Source organism: Leisingera sp. S132 (assembly GCF_025144465.1).
GTDB lineage: Bacteria > Pseudomonadota > Alphaproteobacteria > Rhodobacterales > Rhodobacteraceae > Leisingera.
Genome location: NZ_CP083553.1, coordinates 1,630,835 through 1,655,272, shown reverse-complemented (window position 1 = coordinate 1,655,272; position 24,438 = coordinate 1,630,835). Strand labels below are relative to the sequence as shown.

General features: G+C 62.5%; 17 protein-coding genes and 1 tRNA gene. 9 read left to right on the top strand and 9 right to left on the bottom strand.

Features of this window, described 5'->3' with window-relative positions:
• Positions 1–3: 3 nt before the first annotated feature.
• Both alaS and recA read right to left on the bottom strand, forming a co-directional pair.
• Positions 4–2,655, bottom strand: a complete 2,652-nt coding sequence (alaS, locus tag K3725_RS08060; RefSeq protein WP_260018268.1) for an alanine--tRNA ligase — start codon at positions 2,653–2,655, stop codon at positions 4–6.
• Between the two features lie 156 nt (positions 2,656–2,811).
• A complete protein-coding gene (gene recA / locus K3725_RS08055) occupies positions 2,812–3,879 on the bottom strand; it encodes a recombinase RecA (protein ID WP_260018267.1) in 1,068 nt (355 codons plus the stop codon).
• 192 nt (positions 3,880–4,071) lie between these two features.
• On the opposite strand from recA, the gene K3725_RS08050 reads away from it, so the two are divergent.
• Positions 4,072–4,671 (top strand): sulfotransferase family 2 domain-containing protein, encoded by a 600-nt coding sequence (locus tag K3725_RS08050; protein ID WP_260018266.1) that lies wholly within the window; start codon positions 4,072–4,074, stop codon positions 4,669–4,671.
• 35 nt (positions 4,672–4,706) lie between these two features.
• Here the strand turns inward: K3725_RS08050 and K3725_RS08045 are convergent, their stop codons facing one another.
• The 3 genes from K3725_RS08045 to guaB all read right to left on the bottom strand — a co-directional run bounded on the left by K3725_RS08045 (position 4,707) and on the right by guaB (position 9,787).
• Positions 4,707–7,022, bottom strand: coding sequence for a PAS domain-containing hybrid sensor histidine kinase/response regulator (locus K3725_RS08045; RefSeq protein WP_260018265.1), 2,316 nt, complete (start codon positions 7,020–7,022; stop codon positions 4,707–4,709).
• 92 nt (positions 7,023–7,114) lie between these two features.
• Complete coding sequence (locus tag K3725_RS08040) at positions 7,115–8,290, bottom strand: RsmB/NOP family class I SAM-dependent RNA methyltransferase (RefSeq protein ID WP_260018264.1); 1,176 nt, start codon at positions 8,288–8,290, stop codon at positions 7,115–7,117.
• A 48-nt stretch (positions 8,291–8,338) separates the two neighbouring features.
• On the bottom strand, positions 8,339–9,787 hold the full coding sequence (guaB, locus tag K3725_RS08035; protein WP_260018263.1) for an IMP dehydrogenase: 1,449 nt from the start codon (positions 9,785–9,787) through the stop codon (positions 8,339–8,341).
• 186 nt (positions 9,788–9,973) lie between these two features.
• Here guaB and K3725_RS08030 point away from each other — a divergent pair, with 186 nt between their 5' ends.
• The 4 genes from K3725_RS08030 (at position 9,974) to K3725_RS08015 (ending at position 14,109) form a co-directional block, all read left to right on the top strand.
• Positions 9,974–11,140: a CaiB/BaiF CoA-transferase family protein gene (locus tag K3725_RS08030; protein WP_260018262.1), complete on the top strand. Its 1,167-nt coding sequence runs from the start codon at positions 9,974–9,976 to the stop codon at positions 11,138–11,140.
• A 146-nt stretch (positions 11,141–11,286) separates the two neighbouring features.
• Positions 11,287–13,335 (top strand): ASKHA domain-containing protein, encoded by a 2,049-nt coding sequence (locus K3725_RS08025; RefSeq protein WP_260018261.1) that lies wholly within the window; start codon positions 11,287–11,289, stop codon positions 13,333–13,335.
• Between the two features lie 73 nt (positions 13,336–13,408).
• Positions 13,409–13,482 (top strand) — tRNA-Gly (locus tag K3725_RS08020).
• Positions 13,483–13,626: 144 nt separating this feature from the next.
• Positions 13,627–14,109 (top strand): hypothetical protein, encoded by a 483-nt coding sequence (locus K3725_RS08015; RefSeq protein ID WP_260018260.1) that lies wholly within the window; start codon positions 13,627–13,629, stop codon positions 14,107–14,109.
• A 47-nt stretch (positions 14,110–14,156) separates the two neighbouring features.
• Here the strand turns inward: K3725_RS08015 and pgi are convergent, their stop codons facing one another.
• The 3 genes from pgi to zwf are packed head-to-tail and all read right to left on the bottom strand — an operon-like array spanning position 14,157 to position 17,925.
• Entirely contained in the window at positions 14,157–15,764 is a 1,608-nt protein-coding gene (gene pgi / locus K3725_RS08010; RefSeq protein WP_260018259.1) for a glucose-6-phosphate isomerase, read from the bottom strand.
• Between the two features lie 17 nt (positions 15,765–15,781).
• Complete coding sequence (gene pgl / locus K3725_RS08005; protein ID WP_260018258.1) at positions 15,782–16,453, bottom strand: 6-phosphogluconolactonase; 672 nt, start codon at positions 16,451–16,453, stop codon at positions 15,782–15,784.
• Positions 16,450–17,925 carry a glucose-6-phosphate dehydrogenase gene (zwf, locus tag K3725_RS08000; RefSeq protein WP_260018257.1) on the bottom strand — a complete coding sequence of 492 codons (1,476 nt, stop codon included), beginning with the start codon at positions 17,923–17,925 and terminating at the stop codon, positions 16,450–16,452. Before zwf ends, pgl begins: the two co-directional genes overlap by 4 nt.
• A gap of 139 nt (positions 17,926–18,064) precedes the next feature.
• On the opposite strand from zwf, the gene K3725_RS07995 reads away from it, so the two are divergent.
• Positions 18,065–19,018: a radical SAM protein gene (locus tag K3725_RS07995; protein WP_260018256.1), complete on the top strand. Its 954-nt coding sequence runs from the start codon at positions 18,065–18,067 to the stop codon at positions 19,016–19,018.
• A gap of 73 nt (positions 19,019–19,091) precedes the next feature.
• A complete protein-coding gene (locus tag K3725_RS07990; RefSeq protein ID WP_260018255.1) occupies positions 19,092–20,651 on the top strand; it encodes a caspase family protein in 1,560 nt (519 codons plus the stop codon).
• Positions 20,652–20,671: 20 nt separating this feature from the next.
• On the opposite strand, the gene K3725_RS07985 is transcribed toward K3725_RS07990, so the two are convergent.
• Positions 20,672–20,941: an usg protein gene (locus K3725_RS07985; protein ID WP_065267285.1), complete on the bottom strand. Its 270-nt coding sequence runs from the start codon at positions 20,939–20,941 to the stop codon at positions 20,672–20,674.
• A gap of 194 nt (positions 20,942–21,135) precedes the next feature.
• Here K3725_RS07985 and gyrA point away from each other — a divergent pair, with 194 nt between their 5' ends.
• Together gyrA and K3725_RS07975 are read left to right on the top strand one after the other, a co-directional pair.
• Positions 21,136–23,874, top strand: a complete 2,739-nt coding sequence (gene gyrA / locus K3725_RS07980; RefSeq protein WP_260018254.1) for a DNA gyrase subunit A — start codon at positions 21,136–21,138, stop codon at positions 23,872–23,874.
• Positions 23,875–24,012: 138 nt separating this feature from the next.
• Positions 24,013–24,363 (top strand): DUF6614 family protein, encoded by a 351-nt coding sequence (locus K3725_RS07975; protein WP_260018253.1) that lies wholly within the window; start codon positions 24,013–24,015, stop codon positions 24,361–24,363.
• Positions 24,364–24,438: the final 75 nt, after the last annotated feature.

The following is a 24,438-nucleotide window of genomic DNA, read 5'->3' as shown; positions in this document are numbered from 1 at the left end:
TGGTCAGCCGGCCAGAAGTGCCTCCGCAGCTTTGATGGCTTCCTCGGCGCCGGAGAAATCCTTACCGCCACCCTGTGCCATATCCGGACGGCCGCCGCCGCCCTTGCCGCCTACGGCAGGAACCGCGGCCTTCAGCACGTCAACGGCAGAGATGTCGCCGGTCAGATCGTCAGTGACACCGGCTGCCACGGCCACCTTGCCGTCTTCTTCGGCGATCAGCAGGATCACCCCGGAACCGATGTTCTGCTTGTGCTTGTCGATCAGCCCGCGCAGGTCCTTGCCGGAAACGCCCTGAAGCGCCTGTGCCAGGAACTTCCTGCCATTCACGTCCTTGGCCTCGGCTCCGCCGCCGGAACCACCGCCCATGGCGATCTGCTGCTTGAGGTTGGAAATCTCGTTCTGCAGCGCCTTGCGCTCATCCATCATTGCCTTCAGGCGGTCCAGAACCTCCGCGGGCTGTGCCTTCAACGCACCTGCGACTTCAGCCATCCGGCCCGCTTCACGCTCCAAGTGCTCAACCGCCGCCGCACCGGTCAGCGCCTCGATCCGGCGCACGCCGGCAGAGGACGCGCTGTCACCCAGGATGACAAATGTGCCGATGTCGCCAGTCTGCTTCACATGGGTGCCGCCGCACAGCTCGATCGAGTAGGTATCGCCGTCGTGGCCCTTGCCGGTCGGTGCGCGGCCCATGGAGACAACGCGGACCTCTTCGCCGTATTTCTCGCCGAACAGCGCCTGGGCGCCGAGCTCGCGCGCGTCATCCGGGGTCATGATCCGGGTCGACACGGGAGTATTTTGACGAATAAAATCATTCACTTCCGAGCCAACCTTGGCCAGTTCGTCCGCGCTCATCGCCTTGTTGTGGCTGAAGTCGAACCGCAGCCTGTCTTCTGCGTTCAGCGACCCCTTCTGCGCCACATGCTCCCCCAGCGCGTTGCGCAGCGCTTCGTGCAACAGGTGGGTGGCCGAATGGTTGGCACGGATCTTGCTGCGGCGTGCGTGATCCACTTCCATCGCCGCGCCCTTGCCCACGGAAATCTCGCCTCCGGTCACTTCGGCAATGTGCAGGAACAGGCCCTCCACCTTCTTGGTGTCGGTGATGCGGGACGCGCCGCCCTCAACTGTCAGCACACCTGTGTCGCCCACCTGGCCGCCGCTTTCACCGTAGAACGGTGTCTGGTTCAGGATAACCTGCACGGTGTCGCCCTTGGCCGCAGATTGCACCTGGGCGCCGTCCTTGACGATGGCGACGATCTGGCCCTCGGCCTTCTCGGTTTCATAGCCGAGGAAGTCAGTTGTACCGGCGGCGTCCACGATGTCGAAGTAGACCTTCACATCCGCCGCTTCGCCCAGGCCAATACCGCCTGCGCGGGATTTCTCTTTCTGCTCTTTCATCGCAGCGTCGAAACCGCCGGTGTCGACCTCGATCTCCTTGGCGCGCAGGGCGTCCTGGGTCAGGTCGAGCGGGAAGCCGTAGGTGTCATAGAGCTTGAACGCAGTCTCGCCCGGCAGAACGTCGCCCTTGCCCAGACCGGCGGAGGCTTCGTCCAGCAGTTTCAGACCCCGGTCCAGGGTTTTGAGGAAACGGGTTTCCTCCTGCTCAAAGGTCTCCTCGATCAGTGCCTGGCCCTGGCCAAGCTCCGGATAGGCCGCACCCATTTTCTGGACCAGCGACGGCACCAGCTTGTGCATCACCGGATCGGTGGCGCCCAGCAGGGACGCATGGCGCATTGCGCGGCGCATGATCCGGCGCAGCACATAGCCGCGGCCTTCGTTCGAGGGCAGCACGCCTTCGGCAATCAGGAAGGAGCAGGACCGCAAGTGATCGGCGATCACCCGGTGATGCACGTTCTGGTCACCAAACGGATCGGTGTTGGTAACGTTGGCCGAGGCTTCGATCAGCGACTTGAACAGATCGGTTTCATAGTTGTCGTGGGTGCCCTGCAGCAGCGCTGCAATCCGCTCCAGCCCCATGCCGGTGTCGATGGACTGCATCTCCAGGTCCACCATCGAGCCGTCCGCGAACTTCTCGTTCTGCATGAAGACGAGGTTCCAGATCTCGATGAAGCGGTCGCCATCTTCCTCCGGCGAGCCCGGAGGGCCGCCCCAGATGTGGTCGCCATGGTCGTAGAAAATCTCGGTGCAGGGGCCGCAGGGGCCTGTGTCGCCCATCTGCCAGAAATTGTCGGAGGTCGCGATGCGGATGATCCGCTCCTCCGGAACGCCCATCTTCTTCCAGATATCAAAGGCTTCGTCGTCGGTATGATAGACGGTGGTGTACAGCCGGTCTTTCGGAATGTCGAATTCCTTGGTGATCAATTCCCAGGCAAAGGGGATCGCCTCATGCTTGAAGTAGTCGCCAAAGGAAAAGTTGCCGAGCATCTCGAAGAAGGTGTGATGACGCGCGGTGTAGCCAACGTTGTCGAGGTCATTGTGCTTGCCGCCGGCGCGCACGCATTTCTGCGAAGTGGTCGCACGCTTGTAGTCGCGGGTTTCCACTCCGGTAAAGCAGTTCTTGAACTGGACCATCCCGGAGTTGGTGAACATCAGGGTCGGGTCGTTGCGCGGCACCAGCGGGCTGGAGTCGACAACTTCATGCCCCTGTTTGGCAAAGTAGTTCAGAAAGGTAGAGCGGATATCGTTGAGCGTCGGCATGTGCGGGATCTCTTGCGGGCTTAAAACAAGCGTTCCGGGCAGGTTTACCCCCGCGCCCGGGCGCTGTCCACAGCGGTAAGCGGCATCGCCTGCGAAAAAGGGCGCAGCCTGCGCTACGCCCTCACCCTTTCGGGATTTGATCAGATTTTCCGGCGCTTAAGCCTCAAGTATGTCATCTGCATCGCCCACGTCAGGGCGCTCGAACTCCAGGCCATGCGATGCGCGGATCTTGTCCTCGATGTCGAAAGCGATGGCCGGGTTTTCCCTCAGGAAAGTCTTGGCGTTCTCACGCCCCTGCCCGATCCGCTCGTCCCCGTAAGAGAACCAGGCGCCGGACTTGTTGACGACACCGGCGGCCACGCCCAGATCCAGCAGTTCGCCCATCTTGGAGATGCCTTCGCCATACATGATGTCGAATTCCACCTGCTTGAAGGGCGGTGCCACCTTGTTCTTCACCACCTTGACGCGGGTTGCGTTGCCGACCACCTCGTCCCGGTCCTTGATCGAGCCGATGCGGCGGATGTCCAGCCGGACAGAGGAATAGAATTTCAGCGCGTTGCCGCCAGTGGTGGTTTCGGGGGAGCCGAACATCACGCCGATCTTCATGCGGATCTGGTTGATGAAGATCACCATGCACTTGGAACGGCTGATGGAGCCGGTCAGCTTGCGCATTGCCTGGCTCATCAGGCGGGCCTGCACGCCGACGCTGCTGTCGCCCATGTCGCCCTCAAGCTCCGACTTCGGGGTCAGTGCTGCCACCGAGTCGACGATCACCATGTTGACCGCGCCGGAGCGCACCAGCGTATCGGTGATTTCCAGCGCCTGTTCACCGGTGTCAGGCTGCGAGATCAGCAGCTCATCCAGATCAACGCCCAGCTTGGCCGCATATTGGGGGTCCAACGCGTGTTCCGCGTCGACAAAGGCGCAGACGCCGCCCTTCTTCTGCTGTTCTGCAATGCAGTGCAGGGTTAGCGTGGTTTTGCCTGAGCTTTCCGGGCCGTAGATTTCAATGATCCGGCCCATCGGCAGGCCGCCGATCCCCAGCGCAATGTCAAGCCCCAGAGAGCCGGTTGAGCTCGCCTCGATCTCCTGCATGGCATTGCCGTCGCCGAGCTTCATGATCGAGCCTTTGCCGAACTGCCGCTCAATCTGGGCAAGCGCGCTGTCGAGCGCCTTTTGCTTGTCACCGCTTACTTTATTTTTCATGGTCAAAAGATCCGCCATAGTCCCTTGTCCTTTTCTATGTGTCACACACCGGGGCGCGCGGCAATCACTGCTTTGTTCACCTCTTGTTCTATATGAGATCAAAAAGAGAACATTGCAACAAGTTTCTGGTGTACCCACTTCGGGACAGGGGTGTTAAAGATTGGTTTATGGTTAATCGGCAGCAAGATTATTTACCGGGCAGTTAACGGAATGATGATTTTTTTTAAGGAACGGCTGGCACTTCTGTCTGTTCCCAAAACCGGCACCACCGCGTTTCAGGCGGCCCTGCGAGACCGCGCCGATCTGGTGATTTCCGATCCGCCGGAGCTGAAACACGCGCCGCTCTACCGCTACAACCGCTGGATCCGGCCGATGTTCGAAAAGGTTTGCGGGGCGGAATTGGAGGTTGCAGCAGTGATACGGGAACCCGTCAGCTGGCTCGGCAGCTGGTACCGGTACCGTCAGCGGCCTGCACTTGACGGTCAGCCGAATTCAACCAAGGGGATCAGCTTCGACGACTTCCTGCACGCCTATTGCAAGGGCAAACCGCCAGCCTTTGCCAATGTCGGCAGTCAGGCAAAGTTCCTGGAGACGCAGCCCAATGGCTGCAGGGTGAACCATCTGTTCCGCTACGAGGATCAGGAAGCGCTGACAACGTTTCTCGAAACCCGCCTGGACACAGAAATCCGTCTGGAGCGCAAAAACGTGAGCCCTCAGGCTGCCACGGAGCTCAGCCAGGAGACAGAAGCGCACCTGCGGCGCAAACGCGCGGCGGAGTTCGAGCTCTACAACAGCATCACGGCCCGCTGACGGATACGGTCCGCCGGCAACGGCGGTTCACCCCCTCAATGCAGTTGCGCGTGCACCGTCTCGGTCAACTGGTTGAGAGAGAAAGGTTTTGGCAGGAAGACAGAGTTCGGCACATCCGGCTCTGCTTCGCCAAAGGCGCCCTCTGCATAGCCGGAAACAAAAACCACGCGAGTGTCCGGCCGCTCCTTCAGCGCTTCGCGCACCCAGCTGGGGCCGTCCATGCCCGGCATCACCACGTCTGTCACGAACACGTCCACCGTCAGACCGGGATCTTCCAGCGTGCGCAGGGCATCCTCAGCCGATTCTGCCTCCAGCACCGTGTAGCCGCGCATCCGGAGCGCGCGGGACGCAAAAGCACGCACCGGCGCCTCGTCTTCGACCAGCAGAACGACACCTTCACCATGCTGAGCAGCGGCAGCCTTGTCGGCGCCTGCTTCCGGTTTTTCCGCGGCCAGCTGCTCAGCCTGCTGCTTGTAGACTGGAAAAAACAGGGTGAACTGCGTTCCATGGCCTTTCACCGAATCGACAAAGATATAGCCGCCGGTCTGCTTGATGATACCGTAGGCCGTGGACAAGCCCAGGCCAGTCCCCTCACCCGTGCGCTTGGTGGTATAGAACGGCTCAAACACCTTTTGCAGCTTGTCCGGTGCAATCCCGACACCCTCGTCTGACACTTTCACCGTCACCCAGTCACCAGCGGGTACAGTTGCCCGGTTCCGTTCCAGCGGCTTGTCGAGCGAAACGACCTCGGTCTCGACCCGGATCTCACCGCCCTGAGGCATCGCATCGCGGGCGTTCACCACCAGGTTCATCAGCACCTGCTCCAGCTGCCGCTTGTCGGCCCGGATCGATTTCATCACCGGATCGTGGCTAAGCGTCAGTGTGACCTTCTCTCCTACCAGGCGGTTCAGAAGGTGGGTCAGATCGGACAGCGTATCCCGAACATCCAGAGTTTCCGGCTGCAAGGTCTGCTTGCGGGAGAACGCCAGCAGCTGGCTCACCAGCGACGCCGCCCGGTTAGCATTTTCATGGATCTGGATCAGATCGCCATAGTCCTGATCGCCCTGGTCATGGCGCAACAGCAGCAGGTCGCAATGGCCGGATATCGCCGTCAGCAGGTTGTTGAAGTCATGCGCAACCCCGCCTGCCAGCTGGCCGATCGCCTGCATCTTCTGGCTTTGGACGAATTGCGCCTCCAGCGTCTTCAGCTCAGTTGCGTCATTCAGAACGGCGATCAGCAGCGGCGTCCCGTCTTCCACCACGCGGGTCAGCGTGACCTGTACAAAAACCTCTTTGTCAGAACGCGACAGACGGAGGAATTCCGATTTATTCGGAGCCAGCCCGTCCGCGGTATCGCGCAGCCAATCCGACATCGGGCGGCCAAGGCCTTCCATAAGCTGGCCCAGTTTCAGACTGGCGCAGCTGTCGACCCCAAGAAGCCGGAGCGCCATCCGGTTGCTGCTCAGGATCTCACCCGACGGCGCCACCTTGAGGAAGGGCACCGGAAGCGCCTCGAACCCTGCCTGGGCGGATTCAAAACTGCTTTCATCCACTTCCATCAGAAACAGTTCGCTGCGCCCCTGGCTGCGGTTCTGCTCGCTCACAAGCACCTGCACCGGCCCCCTCTTGGTGCTGAGCGTGTTGATCTGCCCCGGCAGCACCGGAAGCGCCGGAAACAGCCGGTCCGTGGACTTCACCCGTTCGCCGATCAGGCTGCGTGCGGCCTCGTTCATAAACAGCACCGCGCCCGTGCGGCCCACGGTAATCATCGGCACCGGCAGCGCATCGGCACCACGGCCATTGCCGCCCCGGTCCAGGATATCCTCGACCCGCCACAGGAAACTGCCGCCGCTCATCTGGTGCACCGCCAGACGCACATGGCCACGGCGGGTAACGATATCCTCACGTGCCGCACCATCGACACGGGCGCGGCTTTGCAGCCGGTAGAGCACTGCAGAAGGGTTGGCGAGGATCGATCGCAGCGAGCCTGCCAGCGTTTCGCGGCCCGCGTCTTCAAACCGTTTAACGGCAGCGCCATTGCACGCGTGGATCATTCCGTCACCGTCGGTGACAAAGCTGGGGGTCGCATCCTTTTCAATGAAGCCGGTCAGCAGCTCCGCCGCCATCGCCCGCGCGTTCAGCCGCATCCGCGCCTGCACCACCAGAAGCGCTGCAACCGCCGCCAGCGTCAGCCCCACCATGACCAGGCCGCGGCCCATCCAGTGCGGCAGCGGAAGGATCCAAGGTGCAGCCATCAGCATCACCGCCAGCAGCAGGGTTGCCGCCAGCCGGGCATGTTCAGGTGCGTAAACGCGCAGTTCCGGGACGGAGGATTCAAGGCGACCGGACATTGCGGCTCCATGGTCAGTGCAGTTTGCCGCCATAACGCGGCGGTTTAGGTTAAAACCACGTTAAGAAACACAAAGGTTCTACGGTCCAAACCCTAACAACCGCGTTTCGCACGCGTCAACATGGCAACATAGAACCCATCGGTGCCGTCCTGCACTTGCCAACCGTGTTGACCCTCCAGCTGCCAGTCCGGACTTTCCTCGATAAACCTCTGAACTTGCGCGCTGTTTTCACCATCAAGCATGGAACAGGTCGCATAGGCCAGCACCCCGTCCGGCGCCACCAGCCCCGCCGCCTTGCGCAGGATTTCTCCCTGGAGGCGTTGCAGATCCGCCAGCCCTTCGGCGGTCAGACGCCATTTACCTTCCGGCGCCCGCCGCCAGGAGCCTGAACCGGAACAAGGCACGTCGCACAGAACCAGATCAAACGGGCCGGAGCGGTCCAGATCTGAGGTTGAAACCAGCGAAACCCTTGCTCCCGCCCGCGCAGCACGCTCTGGCAGGTCCTTCATCCGCCGCGGGTCGGCGTCATGTGCAAAACTCTGGAGGCTGGCCCTGGCCGCCATGGCCAAAGACTTGCCGCCGCCGCCGGCACAATAGTCCAGGACCTTCATGCCATCCTTCAGCGGCAGACGGTCCGTCACCGCCTGACTGGCTGCGTCCTGCAACTCCACCAGGCCATTCTGATAGGGCTTGGCATTGCGCAGTTTTCGCGCGCCTTCGGTCACTTCCAGAGCGGTTGCCGCTGCAAGATGCGCCACGGTCTGGATACCTTCGCCGGCCAAGGCCTTCACTGCCTGTTCAACTGTTCCGCGTGCGGTGTTCACCCGCAGATGCACCGGCGCCCGCCTGCGCAGCGCCAGTGCCGCAGCCTCAGCCTGATCTCCCAGGCTGGCGCTGAACTCCGGCCAGAGCCAAGCAGGAACATCCAGCGCTTCCGGCCCCACGGGCGCAGGCGGTTGCACCCGCTCGGCATCGGTCAGCGGTGCGGGCGCATGTCCCTGGCCGGTGAAGAACTCATCGGGGTCCTGTCCCGCCTCGCGCAATGCGCCCAGAATCAGCCCGCGTCCGCTGCGGCTGCCGCCAAGGGCAGCATGCGAGCGCAGGCAGCGCACCGCATCAAACACATGATCGCGCACTGCTGCCCGGTCCTTGGACCCGGCAAAGCGGCTGCGCCGCCCCCAGGAAGTCAGCGCCTTTTCGGCGGGTTCCCCCGCCAGCACCTGATCCAGGATTTCGATGGCCGCCTGCAGGCGGGCGGCGGGGGTCATGCCCCTGCCCCGTATTCCGCGTTCTTTTCACAAGCGGCCATCATGGTCTCAGCCCACCCGGTAGTTCGGCGCTTCGCGGGTGATCTGTACGTCATGGACGTGGCTTTCCTTCAGCCCGGCGCCGGTGATGCGGACAAAGTTGCAGTTCTTGCGCATCTCATCGACGGTTGCACAGCCGGTATAGCCCATAGCGGCACGCAGCCCGCCCACCAGCTGGTGGATCACGGCCCCGGCACCGCCTTTGTACGGCACCTGGCCTTCGATTCCTTCGGGCACCAGCTTGTCGCTGGCGGCGTCCTTCTGGAAATACCGGTCGGCAGAACCGCGCGCCATCGCGCCCATGGACCCCATGCCTCGGTAGGATTTGAAGGAGCGGCCCTGATAGAGGATCACTTCACCGGGGGACTCATCGGTGCCGGCGATCATCGAGCCGACCATGGCGCAGGATGCACCCGCTGCAATCGCCTTGGCAAAGTCTCCAGAGAACTTGATACCGCCATCCGCGATGACCGGCACATCGCCCGCCGCTGCGGCGCAATCCATGATCGCGGTCAGCTGCGGCACGCCGACGCCTGCCACCATGCGGGTGGTGCAGATCGAGCCCGGGCCGATGCCAACCTTGACCGCATCGGCGCCTGCGTCGATCAGCGCGCGGGTCGCCTCTCCCGTTGCCACGTTACCGGCAATCACCTGGATGCTGCTGTACTGCGCCTTGATGCGCTTCACCGCGTCGATCACGCCTGCGGAATGGCCATGTGCGGTATCCACCACCACAACGTCCACACCCGCATCAATCAGCGCTTCAGAACGCTCATAGCCGCTGTCACCGACGGAGCTGGCAGCCGCAACGCGCAGGCGGCCCAGTTCGTCCTTGCAGGCGGTTGGGTTCAGAACCGCCTGTTCCGAATCCTTGAGGGTCAGCAGGCCGGTCAGCTTGCCGTTCTTGTCGGACACCAGCAGCTTTTCGATCCGGCGCGCCTTCATCAGCGACTTGGCCTCTTCCAAATCGGCCGGTTCCTGCAGCATCGCCAGATTGTCCGAGGTCATCATCACCGAAACCGGGGTGCTGGCATCGGTGGCAAAACGCATGTCGCGGTTGGTGACGATGCCAACCACACGGCCGGATCCATCAACCACCGGAAAGCCGGTGACGCGATAACGTTCCTGCAGCGTCTGGGCATCCGCCAGGGTCTGATCCGGGGTCAGGGTGATGGGGTTGTAAACGATGCCGGACACGAACCGCTTCACCCGGCGCACTTCGCGTGCTTGCTCCTCAGTGTTCAGGTTCTTGTGGATCACACCCATGCCACCGGCCTGCGCCATCGCAATCGCCATTCGCGCCTCGGTCACGGTATCCATTGCCGAGCTCAAGAGCGGGATATTCAGGGCGATCGACTGGGTCACCCGTGTGCGCGTATCCGCGGTATTGGGCAGAACGCTCGACGCGCCTGGCACCAGTAGAACATCATCAAAGGTGAGAGCCTCACGAATCTGCATTGGTCGTCCTCATGCATAACCCCGTTTGGCGGTGACCCTATGGCACAGAAGCTTGCGGGTGGAAAGAGGCCGGCACCAAGAATTCCTGCACCGCAGCAATTCTTTGGCAGCAGGCTGATCTGTGTCAAAGCGCGCAGCGCTGCCCCGGCTATCAGTAAAGCTGCAGAAATGATTCAGGATTTCGCCATGTCCGCCCCCTTGGAAAACATCACCGTTCTGGACCTGACCCATGTTCTGGCAGGCCCCTATTGCTCGATGATCCTGTCGGACCTCGGCGCCAGGGTGATCAAGGTGGAACGGCCCGGCGCAGGCGACGACACCCGCGCCTTCCCGCCCTTCAAGAACGGCAGCAGCGCTTATTTTGCCACCATCAACCACGGCAAACAAAGCATTGCGCTGGATCTGAAGGCGCCGCAGGACCGTGAAATCTTCGAACGCCTTCTGGGCCAGGCAGACGTTCTTTTGGAAAACTACCGTCCCGGCGTGATGCAGCGGCTGGGCTACGGCTGGGACGACCTGCACGCCCGGTTCCCGCGGCTGATCTACGGCGCGGTCTCGGGCTTCGGGCACACCGGCCCCGACGCCCTGAAACCGGCCTATGACATGGTGGTTCAGGCGCGCGGCGGCGTCATGTCGATCACTGGCGAGAAGAACCGCGAGCCGGTCCGGGTCGGCGCCTCCATCGGGGACATCGTTGCGGGCATGTTTCTCGGCCACGGCATCCTCGCCGCGCTTCTGGACGTGCAGAAAACGGGCCAGGGCCGGTTCATCGACGTCGCCATGCTCGACAGCCAGCTGGCCCTCTTGGAACACGCCATCGCCATCACGTCCGTCAGTGGCAAAGCGCCCCAGCCTTCCGGTGCGCGGCATCCGTCAATCACCCCGTTTGAGACCTTCCACGCTGCGGACGGGCTGTTCGTGATCGCGGCAGGCAATGACGCGCTGTTTGCCCGGCTCTGCGAAGCCCTGCAGCTGCCGCTGGCCGCAGACCCGCGCTTTGCCACCAACCCGGCGCGCTGCGAGAACGCCCGCCTTCTGAAACGCTTGATCGAAGCGATTACTCTGGATCAGCCCAAGGATCACTGGATTGCAGTGCTGAGCGAGGCCGGCGTTCCTACCGGTCCGATCCAGACCGTGGATCAGGTGCTGCGCGACCCGCAGATCCTGGCCCGCAACATGGTTGTTGACGTTCTGGACAAGGACGGCCGCCCGGAAAACCTGTCTGCCGGCAATCCGATCAAGATGAGCGGCCTGCCGGACCCGGCAACCCGCCGCCCTGCCCCGCGGCTTGATGGCAATCGGGCACAGATTCTGGCGTGGCTTGAAGAAGTTGAAGAGCAAACGGAAGATTGACCTGAAGCCCGCCCTGAAAACGCATTTGAAACTCATCAATTCGTCAAAAATGGCGTCAGCAGACGGGAAAATGCCGCCCATCGCCTTTCGCTTGCCGCAAAAGCCCATATGCTCCGCCTAAATTGCGGAATGAGAAGGCCACAGGCATGACTGACGAACCCCTCGTTGTGTTTACCCCCTCCGGCAAGCGCGGGCGTTTCCCCGCGGGCACGCCGATCCTGACCGCTGCGCGGCAGCTCGGCGTCGATCTCGACTCGGTCTGCGGCGGCCGCGGGATTTGCTCCAAGTGCCAGATCACCCCTTCCTACGGCGAATTCCCCAAGCACGGCGTGACCGTGTCCGAAGACGCGCTGAGCGAGTGGAACAAGGTCGAGCAGCGCTACAAGGACAAGCGCGGCCTGATCGACGGCCGCCGCCTCGGCTGCCAGGCCACTGTGCAGGGCGACATCGTCATCGACGTGCCGCCGGAAAGCCAGGTCCACCGCCAGGTGGTGCGCAAGCGCGCAGAGGCCCGCGACATCGCCATGAACCCCTCCACCCGGCTGTATTATGTCGAGGTGGAAGAGCCCGACATGCACAAGCCCACCGGCGACATGGAGCGTCTGATCGAGGCGCTGGACCAGCAATGGAACCTCAAAGGTGTCAAGACCGACCTCCATATCCTGAATGTGCTGCAGCCTGCCCTGCGCAAGGGCGGCTGGAAGGTCACCGTCGCGGTGCACTTGGGCGACGAAAACCACCCGCCCAAGATCATGCACATCTGGCCCGGCTACTATGAGGGCTCGGTTTACGGCCTCGCGGTCGACCTTGGCTCCACCACCATCGCCGCGCACCTGTGTGACCTGAAAACCGGTGAAGTTGTTGCCTCATCCGGCATCATGAACCCGCAGATACGCTTTGGCGAAGACCTGATGAGCCGGGTGTCTTATTCGATGATGAACAAGGGCGGTGATCAGGAGATGACCCGCGCGGTGCGTGAGGGCATGAACGCGCTGTTCACCCAGATCGCGGCTGAGGCAGAAATCGACAAGGCGCTGATTGTGGACGCGGTGTTTGTCTGCAACCCGGTGATGCACCACCTGTTCCTGGGCATTGATCCGTTCGAGCTGGGCCAGGCGCCGTTTGCGCTGGCAACCTCCAACGCGCTGGCACTGCGCGCGGTGGAGCTGGAGCTGAACATCCATCCAGCCGCCCGCGTCTACCTGCTGCCCTGTATCGCCGGGCACGTCGGTGCCGATGCCGCCGCAGTCGCCCTGTCAGAGGCACCCGACAAATCCGAGGACCTGGTCCTGGTTGTCGACGTGGGCACAAACGCCGAGATCCTGCTGGGCAACAAGGAAAAGGTTCTCGCCTGCTCTTCCCCCACCGGCCCGGCGTTCGAAGGCGCACAAATCTCCAGCGGCCAGCGCGCCGCGCCTGGCGCCATCGAACGCGTAGAAATCAACCCGGAGACCAAGGAGCCCCGCTTTCGGGTGATTGGTTCCGAAATCTGGTCGGACGAGGACGGGTTCGCCGAAGCCATCGCCACCACCGGCATCACCGGCATCTGCGGCTCCGGCATCATCGAAGCGATTGCCGAAATGCGCCTTGCAGGCGTGCTGGACGCTTCCGGCCTGATCGGTTCGGCTGAACAGACCGGCTCTTCCCGCTGCATCCAGGACGGGCGCACCAATGCCTACATGCTGTGGGACGGCTCCGCCGAGGGCGGCCCGACCATCACCGTCACCAACCCGGACATCCGCGCCATCCAGATGGCCAAGGCCGCGCTCTACTCCGGTGCACGCCTGCTGATGGACAAGTTCGGCGTCGACACCGTGGACCGCGTGGTGCTGGCCGGTGCCTTTGGCGCGCATATCTCCGCCAAACACGCGATGGTGCTGGGCATGATCCCCGACTGTGTGCTGGAGAAGGTCACTTCGGCCGGCAACGCCGCAGGCACCGGCGCCCGCATTGCGCTCTTGAACACCGAGGCGCGCGGCGAGATTGAGGAAACCGTGCGCCGGATCGAGAAGATCGAAACCGCCGTCGAGCCCCGCTTCCAGGAGCATTTCGTGAACGCCTCCGCGATCCCGAACTCGGCGGAACCCTTCCCGATCCTGGAAACCGTGGTCACCCTTCCGCAGGTGAATTTCAACACCGGTGGCGGTGATGGCGACGGCGCGGGCGGCGGCCGCCGCAGACGCCGCCGCGGCTGATCCTGTCCGGCTGAAAATTCCGCTGCGGCGCCCTTGACCTTACCGGCGCCGCAGCATAATCCTGCCCCCACGAGCGGGTATGGTGAAATGGTATCATGCGAGCTTCCCAAGCTTAAGGCGCGGGTTCGATTCCCGCTACCCGCTCCAGCCTTCCATATTTTTCAAACACTTGCCGAGCACGCTAACGGCGCAACCCTTTGACTGCGCTGGTCAAGCACCAGCCGGCTGTTTGTGCTAAACTGGTATCGCAGGCCCGCGTGGTCCGGGCTGTTTGTTTGGGAGGGTACTAGTATGACACGTCATTATTTTGCCGCCGCACTCCTGTGCGCCTTCAGCGCCGGAACCGGAGGTGCGGGCACAACCTGGGAACAGGGCGGAACTGGTACCGGCACCGCAAGCAATTCCCCCACCGAAATTGGCGACGGCCACATGGTGATCCAGACCAGCAGTTCTTATGAGAATGTTGAAATGGAGGACGCTGATCACCCGATGAACGGTGCCGCAGGCCCCTGTTTCGGCGCAGTTGAAGCCGCACCAGCCGGAGTGACCGGCGGCGGCATATGCGCCTTCACGGACAAGGCCGGGGATAAGGTCGTGCTGCATTGGCACGCCGAGGGCATGGACGCCTCCGGCGCCCTGACCGGCAGCTGGAAACTGAGCGGCGGAACAGGCCCTTGGGCCGGCGCGGAAGGCGGCGGCACATTCTCGTCACTGACGGACCCGGCAAGCGGACACTTCGTCAACACAATCACCAGCAGCGTCACGCTGCCCTGATCATAGCCGCGGGGCGCGCTCCCGCCCCGCCGCCACATAAACCGGGATCAGCCGCTGGCGCTGCGTATATAGTCGAGCAAAGCGCAGGTTGATCCGTCTTTGCCGTCTGCGGTCTTCTCCCCGGCCAGCAGCGGCGCCAGCGTGTTGGCCAATTCCTTGCCTAGTTCAACGCCCCATTGGTCAAAGGAATTGATGCCAAGGATCACACCCTCGACAAACACCCGGTGCTCATAAAGGGCAATGATCTGACCCAGCACGTGCGGCGTCAGCTTGGGATAGACCAGTGTGGTTGAGGGCCGGTTGCCCGGGAACACCCGGTGCCGCGCCTGGCGTTCCAGCTCGGCACCCTCAAAGCCCTTAGCCCGCATCAGCGCGCAGGCTTCCTCCAGGCTGCGGCCCAGCATCAGCGCCTCGGACTGGGCCAGGCAATTGGCCACCAGCAGCTTGTGGTGATGCGCCAGTTCCGGCTCATGCCCTTGGGCTGCCACCAGAAACTCGGCAGGAATAACCGACGTGCCCTGGTGCAGCAGCTGATAGAACGCATGCTGGCCGTTGGTTCCGGGTTCGCCCCAAACCACCGGGCCGGACGGATACGGCAGCACCGAGCCATCCATGGCCACAGACTTGCCGTTTGATTCCATTTCCAGCTGCTGCAGATAGGCCGGCAGCCGCCGCAGCCGCTGGTCATAAGGCAGCACCGCCCGGGTCGGGCAGCCGCAGACCTGATTGTGCCAGATGCCGGTCAGTGCCAGCATCACCGGCATATTCTGCTCCCACGGGGCGCTGCGGAAATGGTCATCCATCGCCTTGCCGCCCGCCAGAAAGGCACGGAAATCTTCCGGTCCCACAGCCAGCATCAGGCTCAGCCCGATCGGCCCCCAGACCGAATAGCGCCCGCCAACCCAATCCTCAAACCCGAACACATGCTTGCGCGGAATGCCAAAGGCTGCCGTTTCCTCCTCGGAGGTCGACAACGCAAGGAACTGCTGCGCCGGATCGCCGCCGCCGGCCTCAACCCAGCGCCGCGCTGTTGCCGCGTTGGTCATGGTCTCAATGGTGGTGAAGGTCTTGGACGCGACAATCACCAGGGTCGTCGCCGGATCAAGCCGTTGCAGGATGTCGTGAATATGCGCACCATCCACGTTGGAAACAAAATGGCAGCGCGGCCCGTCATGGTAAGGCGCCAGCGCAAGCGTCGCCATCACAGGCCCCAGGTCAGACCCGCCAATGCCGATGTTGACCACGTCGGTAAACATGCCGCCCGGCCCCCGCATCACGCCAGAGCGGACATCGGCGGCCAGTTTCTCCATCCGCTCAAGCGTCTGGCGCAGGGGCGCCCGGATATCTTCACCGTCAACCAGCAGCTCCGGTCCGTCGGGATCGCGCAGGGCTGTGTGCAGAACCGCGCGCTGCTCGGTTTCGTTGATTCTGCAGCCCCGGAACATTGCCTCGCGTCTGGCAGCCACGTCCCGATCCCCGCACAAACCCGTCAGGGCGCTGCGCACATCCCCGGTGATCAAGGTCTTGGAGTAGTCAAACAGAAGATCCCCGAAGCTGACGCTGAATGCTTGCGCGCGGCCCGGGTCCTTATCAAACAAATGAACAATATCTTCGCTGCAAAGCTTGGAATGCAGCGCCTTCAATTCAGTAAACATTTCTACCTTTCCAGTATTCAAGGCGCCCAATGGACTGACGCCTCGGACAGAACAGCTTGAATGGGGGCGTCTTCCGGCGGCAGCGACATCGCCCGCTCCAGGGCCTTGCGCTTGGCATCGCCGAAGATCACCAGATGCTTGGCAATGGCCTCATCCAGCACCCTGGCCGTAAGACTGATCCGCGCCTCCGGCTGACTGTCCGGCCGCATCACTGCCAGCGGCGGCGCGTCCGTGGCCAGCGCCGCCTCAATCCCTGCAGCGCCGGGAAACAGCGAAGCCGTGTGCATATCCTCGCCCATACCCAAGAGCAGCACCGACAGCGGCAGTTCCGGCACAATCTGGCTTTCAAGTTCTGCCAGCACATCCTCGGGTTCCCGCTCCGGCACATGGAACGCAAGGAACTGCGCGCTCGCAGCCCGGTTCTGCAGCAGCCGCTTCCGGATCATTGCCGCGTTGGAACGGGCATGCTCCTGCGGCACCCAGCGCTCATCCGTCGCCATGACGTGCACCCGGTCCCATTCGATATCCGCAGCACAAAGATCGTCAAAGATCAGCCCCGGCGTGGTGCCGCCCGCCACAGCAAAGGACGCGGAGTCATGGTGCAAAAGGTGGGTCTTCAAATCACCTGCGATACGGTTTGCAACTTCGATCGCCAGCATGTCCAGATCAGGGTATTCGTTGAATTTCATGGGTTGATCCCCCTCCATTCCCGCCCGTCGCGGCGCATCAGCAAATTGGCATCCTCCGGCCCTGTGGTACCGCTAACGTAGGGTTTAGGCACATCGCCGCGGGATTTCCAGCCCTCAATTACCGGATCGGTCCAGGCCCAGGCGGCTTCGACCTCGTCGCCCCTCATAAACAACGTCTGGTTGCCGCGCACAACATCCATGATCAGCCGTTCATAGGCATCCGGCGGATCGCCGCCCTCCGGCCCCAGTGCCTCCGCAAAGCTCATGTCCAGCGGCACATCGATCAGCCGCATCCCGCCTTGCCCTGGCTCCTTGATGGTCACGCTGAGCGTGATGCCCTCATTCGGCTGCAGACGGATCTTCAGGTGGTTGGCATGCCGCCCGGCCTCAGCCCCGAAGATCGAATGCGGCGCGTCCTTGAACATCACGTTGATCACAGAGGACCGGTTCACCAGACGCTTGCCGGTACGCAGATAGAATGGTGTGCCCGCCCACCGCCAGTTGCTGATATGCGCCTTCAGCGCCACATAGCTCTCGGTGGTGCTGCGCGGGTTGCCGACCAGCCCGCGGTAGGACGGATGCGGCGCCTCCGGGTCCAGGCTGGCCTGGTACTGGCCGCGCACGATATGGTGGGGTTCCACCGGCTCCATCGCCCGGATCACCTTCAGCTTCTCATCCCGAACCGCATCGGGGTCGAACTTCGCAGGCGGCTCCATCGCAATCAGGCACAAGAGCTGCATCAGGTGGTTCTGCATCATGTCGCGCATGGCGCCCGCGCGCTCGTAGTATTCCTCGCGCCCCTCCACCCCGACGGTCTCCGCCACGGTGATCTGGATGTGATCAACATACTGGCTGTTCCACAATGGCTCAAACAGCATGTTGCCGAACCGGACCGCCATCAGGTTCTGCACCGTCTCCTTGCCCAGATAGTGGTCGATCCGGTAAATCTGGCCTTCTTCAAAATGGCCCGCCAGCGTCCGGTTCAGCTCTCTGGCCGTCTCCAGATCACGGCCAAAGGGTTTTTCCACAACGATCCGCGTATCCGCATTGGCCAGCCCGTGCCGGTGCAGGCGCTCTGCCAGCGGTCCGAACAGGCCCGGTCCGACCGAAAAATAGAACACTCGGACCGGCACATCTTCAGCCGGGCGCAGCTGGCGGCTCAGTTCCGGCCAGCCCTGCTCACCCAGGGCATCCAGCGCCACATAGCTCACCCGCTGCAGAAACGCCTCGAGCGCGCCGCCGCCGCACGCCTTGGGCCCGGCATGGGCGCGCAGCGCTTCCGCCACAACCGTCCGGTATTCTTCGCTGGTCAGGCTGGTGCGCGCGGCACCGATAATCCGCTCATCGCCGGACAGCTGGCCGGCGCAATGACGGCGGAACAGCGCCGGCAGGATCTTGCGCTGCGCCAGATCGCCGGTGCCGCCGAAAATCACCAGGTCAAACGGATCGACCGGTATGACACGCGAAACCATGTTGCTCTTCCTGTTTCCGCCAATGCAGGCGCAGCACACCGCCGCTCACATCCCTGTCATGTGCCTGCCCGGCCGCTTTCATTTCCCGCCCAGTATAAGGTAGCTTGCCGCGAAAGGAACTGCCCCAAAGGACATCCGCATGAAAGACCTGCAAAAATCTGCCGCCAACCTAGGCAAGTTCCAAGACGCCTATGTGACGGCAGACGGTCAAAAGCGCGCCTCTGTGCCGCTCAGCCATCCGGAAACCCTTTGGTTCAATACCGGCACCCTGTGCAACATCGAATGCAGCAATTGCTATATTCTCAGCTCCCCCACCAATGACGCGCTGATCTATCTGAGCGAAAGTGACGTGAAGGACTACCTGAACCAGATTGCGGCGCGCAACTGGCCGGTCCGGGAAATCGGTTTTACCGGCGGCGAGCCTTTCATGAACCCAGAGATGATCCATATGGCCCGCGCCGCGCTGGAGCGGGGGTTCGAGGTTCTGATCCTGACCAACGCCATGCGCCCGATGATGCGCAAGACCGTCAAAGCGGGCTTGCTGGCCCTGCACAAAGATTTCGGGGACAAGCTGACGCTGCGGATCTCGGTCGACCATCACCGCGCCGAACTGCATGACAAGGAACGCGGCGCGGGCAGCTTTGCCAGGACCATCGAAGGCATGGAATGGCTGCGGGACAACGGTTTTGCAATGGCCGTGGCAGGCCGCACCGTCTGGGGCGAGAGCGAAGCCGAGGCCCGCGCGGGCTATGCCGCACTGTTCGAACAGCACGGCTTTGCCATCAACGCGCAGAACCCGGGCCAGACCGTCCTGTTCCCGGAGATGGACGAAACCGTCGAAGTCCCAGAAATCACAAGCGCTTGCTGGGGCATCCTGAACAAGTCGCCGGACAGCGTGATGTGCGCCTCCTCCCGCATGGTTGTGAAGCGCAGGGGCGCGGATGCACCGGCTGTCCTGGCCTGCACCCTGCTGCCTTACGCGCCGGAGTTCGAAATGGGCGCGACCCTGGCCGAGGCCGAACGCCCTGTGCAGCTGAACCACCCCCATTGCGCAAAATTCTGCGTCCTCGGCGGCGCCAGCTGTTCGGCCTGAAATCACTAGACGCTTTGACCTGTACGCGGCGGGATGGCACCATGGTTCCATATTGTCCGCCGGGTGTTGTGTCATGCGTTTGCTTCTTGCTCTGCTTCTTTGCCTCCTTCCCCTCTCCGCCGCCGCGCAGAACCGGATGGCGCTGGTCATTGGCAACAACAGCTATTCCGACGTCCCCGTTCTGGCAAAGGCCCGCGCGGATGCGCAATCCATTGGAACAAAACTGAATGAGCTGGGCTTCACCGTCACCACAGCGCTTGATCAGGACCGCCGCGGCCTGAACCGGAAAATCTCCGAATTCACCGCCCGGCTGGAACCCGGCGATGCGGCCTTTGTCTTCTTTGCCGGCCACGGGGTGGAAATCGATGGCGAGAACTACCTGCTGCCCACCGACATCGCCGCCCCCAGCGCGGGCGGCAGCGATTTTGTGAAGTCCGAATCCATCGCTTTGTCGGATCTTCTGGACCGTGTCCGCAAAACCGGCGCCCGCTCCGCCGTGGTGGTCATTGACGCTTGCCGCAATAACCCGTTCGAGCTGGTCGAGGGCCGCAGCATCGGCACCACCCGTGGCTTGGGCCGTATTGCGGCCCCGCAAGGCACCTTCGTGATCTTCTCCGCCGGGGCCGGCCAGCTGGCACTGGACCGGCTGAACGAGGCGGATACCGCAGAAAACTCCGTCTTCACCCGCGCGCTGCTGCCGCTGCTGTCCGAACCGGGGCTGGAGCTGCGCACGCTGGTTGCCGGACTGCGGCGCGAGGTGCGTGATCTGGCTCTGACCGTGCAGCATCGCCAGGTGCCCGCCTACTATGATGAAATGTTGGGGGAGTTCTATTTCACGCAAGCCGCCCAGCCAGTGGAAGCGGCGCCCGCGCCGGCAGGCACGATGCAAACAGACTTTGAGATTGCCCGCTCCATCGGAACACCTCAGGCGCTCGACAGCTTTCTGGAACGCTACACGGGCCGCAAAAACGAATACACCTACACGGTCGCCCTGCAGCTGCGGCAAGGCTTGGAGCCCACGCAGCCCTTGCCGGAAGCAGCCGCTGAACAATTGCCGGAACCGCCTGACGTTCCAGTCATCCCGGATTCCAAGGCAGTGATGCGGGAAACGCAGGCAGCGCTGAACGGTATCGGCTGCCAGGCTGGCCGCCCGGACGGTATCACCGGCCCCCGCACCCGCAGCGCCTTTGCCGCCTATCTGGCAGCGTCGGACAGCACCCTCGGCGCTGATGATCTGGGCACCGCCCACGCACTGGAGGAACTGCGCCAGAAGTCCTGGGAAATCTGCAAACCTGCGCCCAAACGCGCCTCCGCCCCTGCCCCGGCAAGCTCAGCGGCGGCGGCCCCTGTTTCATTGGCGGGCGCCTGGAAGTTCAAGGCCACCTGTGCCCTGGTGGTCAAGGTTACTGGGAACGTCCACTACACCCATGCAGGCGGCAATAAATACCATGGGCGGCTCAGCGACTCCCTGGGCCAGAATGCCAACACAGAGGTCTACCTGAACGGTCAGCAGATCAGCGGTACCGATTTTTTCCCTGGTATCACCGTCACCTGGCGCGGCCGCCTTGCTGCGGACGGGCGCAGCTTCACCACCAGCGGCTCCACCGGCTGCGCGGTCTATGCCTGGCGCTGATCCCGCTCAATGGGAACTGGTCAGTGGATCTGGAACTCTCCGACCACATTGCGCCATTCGCCGGGGCCGATCATCTTGCGGTGATTGAACCGCACAGAATGCAGCGGCCCCTCGATCTCGCGCTGCCAGAATTCGATGAACTCAAACAGCCGCGGGTGATCCGGCGCAAGGTCATACTGCTGCCAGACAAAGGTGTTCAGAACATGGATATGATCCGGCATGTGATAGGTGAATTCTGCCGTGGTCAGCCCGTATCCCTTGAGCATCAGCTCGGTTTCGCTGGTCTCCATCTCTAGCCTCCAATTCTTACCGCCTCTGATTGATGCTAGGCTGCAATTGGTTAATTTCCTCAAAAACAGTGCGTTACCGATGCGTGAACGACTGGTTTCCGGCTTTCGGGGGCTGTGTGCTTGCGCCCCATATACGGTCTCTGATAGGGTGCGAACACAATATATAGACCCAGAAGAAAGAGCGGGCAGCCAACGTGAGCGATACGCCGGAAACTCCTGAAAACATGGACGAAAACCTGCCGGAACGCCCGGCCTATGACGGCCCGACCGTTTCCATCGAAGCCGAGATGCGCAATTCGTATCTCGACTATGCGATGTCGGTCATCGTCAGCCGTGCAATTCCGGACCTGCGGGACGGTCTGAAACCGGTTCACCGCCGCATTCTCTATGCGATGCACGAATCCGGCAACACCCACGACAAGGCCTACCGCAAGTCGGCCCGCCCCGTGGGCGACGTGATGGGTAAATACCACCCGCACGGCGACAGCGCGATCTATGACGCGCTGGTTCGGATGGCGCAGGACTTCTCGATGTCGCTGCCGCTGCTGGACGGCCAGGGCAACTTCGGCTCGATGGACGGCGATAACCCGGCGGCCATGCGTTACACCGAGGTCCGCATGGACAAGCCCGCTGCTTTCCTGCTGTCGGACATCGACAAGGAAACAGTCGATTTTCAGGACAACTACGACGGCAAGGACCGCGAGCCGACCGTGCTCCCGGCCCGCTTCCCGAACATGCTGGTCAACGGCGCCGGCGGCATCGCGGTCGGCATGGCCACCAACATCCCGCCGCACAATCTGGGCGAAGTGGTCGACGCAACGCTGGCGCTGATCGAGGACCCGGACCTGACCAGTGAACAGCTGATCGACTACATCCCCGGCCCCGACTTCCCGACCGGCGGTGTGATGCTGGGCCGTTCCGGCGCCCGCAAGGCCTATCTCGAGGGCCGCGGCAGCGTGATCATCCGCTCGAAAACCCGCGTCGAGGAGATCCGCAAGGACCGCTATGCCATTGTCGTGGACGAGATTCCCTATCAGGTGAACAAGGCCGCGATGATCGAGAAGATCGCCGAGCAGGTCCGCGAGAAGAAGATCGAAGGCGTGGCCCATGTGCAGGACGAATCCGACCGTAACGGCGTCCGCGTGGTGGTTGAACTGAAACGCGACGCCACGCCCGAGGTGGTGCTGAACCAGCTGTTCCGCTTCACCCCGATGCAGACCTATTTCGGCTGCAACATGCTGGCGCTGAACGGCGGCCGGCCGGAACAGCTGACGTTGCGCCGGTTCCTGACCTCCTTCATCGATTTCCGCGAAGACGTAGTGGCCCGCCGCACGGCGCATCTGCTGCGCAAGGCACGGGAACGCAGCCACATCCTGTGCGGCCTGGCGGTTGCGGTGACCAATATCGACGAAATCGTCACCACCATCCGCCAGTCCACCGACGCCGCAGAGGCGCGCGAAAAGCTGATGACCCGCCGCTGGCCGGCCCAGCCGATCCTGGAATACATCGCGCTGATTGACGATCCGACCCACACGGCTAACGACGACGGGACCTATAATCTGTCGGAGACCCAGGCCCGCGCCATCCTGGAGCTGCGCCTGCAGCGCCTGACCCAGATCGGCGTGAAGGAGGTCACCGACGAGCTGGAAGAGCTGGCCCGCAAGATAAAGGAATACCTGGAAATCCTGTCCTCGCGCGAGCGCATCATGGGCATCATCAGCGATGAACTGCGCGAAGTCCGTAACAACTTCGCCGTGCCGCGCCGCACCGAGATCGTCGACTGGTCCGGCGACATGGAGGACGAGGACCTGATCGAGCGCGAGGACATGGTGGTGACCGTGACCTCCGGCGGCTACATCAAGCGCACACCGCTGGCCGACTTCCGCGCCCAGAAGCGCGGCGGCAAGGGTCTGTCGGGAATGCAGACCAAGGAAGAGGATGTGGTGACCACGCTGTTTGTGGCCAACACCCACACCCAGCTCCTGTTCTTCACCACCGACGGCATGGTCTACAAGCTGAAGACCTGGCGCCTGCCGCAATCGGGGCGCACCGGTAAGGGCAAGGCGATCGTCAATATCCTGCCGATCCCCACAGGCGTTTCCATCGCTGCCATCATGCCGGTCGATGTGCCGGACGAAGAATGGGAAAACCTGCAGGTGGTCTTTGCCACCTCCGGCGGCGACGTGCGCCGAAACCGCCTGTCGGACTTCACCAACGTCCGCCGCAACGGCAAGATCGCGATGAAACTGCCAGAGGATGGCTCCGTCAAACTGGTGAACGTGCGCATTTGCTCGGAAGATGACGATGTAATGCTGTTCACCAACTCCGGCCGCGCCATCCGCTTCCGCTCCACCGACGTGCGCGTGTTCAACTCGCGCGAATCCACCGGTGTCCGCGGCATCAGGCTGACCGGCGAGGACGATGTCGTCTCAATGTCGGTGATCCGCCACTCCAAATACACACCGGAGCAGCGCACCGCCTACCTCAAGATGCGCCGGGCGATGGCCGGACTGACCGACGATGCCGAGGCTTCGGATGAGGACGCACCGGAGGATCCGAATTTCTCCACCGAACTCTATGCAGAGATGTCGGCAGCCGAGAACCTGATCCTGACCATCACCACCGGCGGATCGGGCAAGCTGTCGTCCTCGCATGACTACCCGGTGCGCGGCCGCGGCGGCATGGGTGTCACCGCGATGGACAAGGCCATGCGCGGCGGTGAGATCGTGGCGTCCTTCCCCGTGGAAATGGACGACCAGATCATGCTGGCGACTTCCAAGGGCCAGTCGATCCGGGTGCCGGTCGACGGCATCTCGTTCCGCTCGCGCTCTGCCGGCGGTGTGCGGGTGTTCAACACCGGCAAGGGAGAGGAAGTGGTCTCTGTCGCCTGGATTGCCGAAAACGGCGAGGATGAGGACAGCGGCGAGGAATAAGCACCTCCAAGCCCCATCCCATTGGAAACATTGAACGCCGTCCCGTTGCCGGGGCGGCGTTCGCTTTGTTAACGGCCCCCTAACGGATCTTGGCTATTGTTACGGCAAGTTCTGATTTCTCATGAAGGGGATGCCCCAATGAACTTGTACCACTGCTCCATCGACTTGCAGCACGAGGCCAAGGCGCTGAGCTTCGCCAGCGCGGTCGATCAATGGATGGGATATTTGCAGGAACGCGGCGTGGTCCAGGGCTGGCGCCTGCTGCGGCGCAAGCTGGACATGGCCAGCGACAATTGCCGTGACTTCCTCTTGGAAATTGAATTCAAGGACATGACCCAGCTGGATCAGGCCTTCCGGGTGCTGGGCGAGCATGACGAGGAGGTTGAAAAACTCTACTCACACGTCAGGGCTTTGATCGCCACGGCCGACATCGGCCTCTACCGGCCGTTCCCGGATCCGGAACGGGCGGAGCGGATGGCGCTGATCTGACGGGCATATGCCTCAGACCAGGGTGGCTCCCAGCACATAACTTGCAAAGATCAGGTAGGCGACGGCTGTATGCAT

Excerpts from the sequence above, each read along its gene's own strand:
- alaS (WP_260018268.1), bottom strand. The coding sequence starts at position 2,655 with ATGCCGACGCTCAACGATATCCGCTCTACCTTTCTGAACTACTTTGCC.
- recA (WP_260018267.1), bottom strand. The coding sequence starts at position 3,879 with ATGGCGGATCTTTTGACCATGAAAAATAAAGTAAGCGGTGACAAGCAA.
- K3725_RS08050 (WP_260018266.1), top strand. The coding sequence starts at position 4,072 with ATGATGATTTTTTTTAAGGAACGGCTGGCACTTCTGTCTGTTCCCAAA.
- K3725_RS08045 (WP_260018265.1), bottom strand. The coding sequence starts at position 7,022 with ATGTCCGGTCGCCTTGAATCCTCCGTCCCGGAACTGCGCGTTTACGCA.
- K3725_RS08040 (WP_260018264.1), bottom strand. The coding sequence starts at position 8,290 with ATGACCCCCGCCGCCCGCCTGCAGGCGGCCATCGAAATCCTGGATCAG.
- guaB (WP_260018263.1), bottom strand. The coding sequence starts at position 9,787 with ATGCAGATTCGTGAGGCTCTCACCTTTGATGATGTTCTACTGGTGCCA.
- K3725_RS08030 (WP_260018262.1), top strand. The coding sequence starts at position 9,974 with ATGTCCGCCCCCTTGGAAAACATCACCGTTCTGGACCTGACCCATGTT.
- K3725_RS08025 (WP_260018261.1), top strand. The coding sequence starts at position 11,287 with ATGACTGACGAACCCCTCGTTGTGTTTACCCCCTCCGGCAAGCGCGGG.
- K3725_RS08015 (WP_260018260.1), top strand. The coding sequence starts at position 13,627 with ATGACACGTCATTATTTTGCCGCCGCACTCCTGTGCGCCTTCAGCGCC.
- pgi (WP_260018259.1), bottom strand. The coding sequence starts at position 15,764 with ATGTTTACTGAATTGAAGGCGCTGCATTCCAAGCTTTGCAGCGAAGAT.
- pgl (WP_260018258.1), bottom strand. The coding sequence starts at position 16,453 with ATGAAATTCAACGAATACCCTGATCTGGACATGCTGGCGATCGAAGTT.
- zwf (WP_260018257.1), bottom strand. The coding sequence starts at position 17,925 with ATGGTTTCGCGTGTCATACCGGTCGATCCGTTTGACCTGGTGATTTTC.
- K3725_RS07995 (WP_260018256.1), top strand. The coding sequence starts at position 18,065 with ATGAAAGACCTGCAAAAATCTGCCGCCAACCTAGGCAAGTTCCAAGAC.
- K3725_RS07990 (WP_260018255.1), top strand. The coding sequence starts at position 19,092 with ATGCGTTTGCTTCTTGCTCTGCTTCTTTGCCTCCTTCCCCTCTCCGCC.
- K3725_RS07985 (WP_065267285.1), bottom strand. The coding sequence starts at position 20,941 with ATGGAGACCAGCGAAACCGAGCTGATGCTCAAGGGATACGGGCTGACC.
- K3725_RS07975 (WP_260018253.1), top strand. The coding sequence starts at position 24,013 with ATGAACTTGTACCACTGCTCCATCGACTTGCAGCACGAGGCCAAGGCG.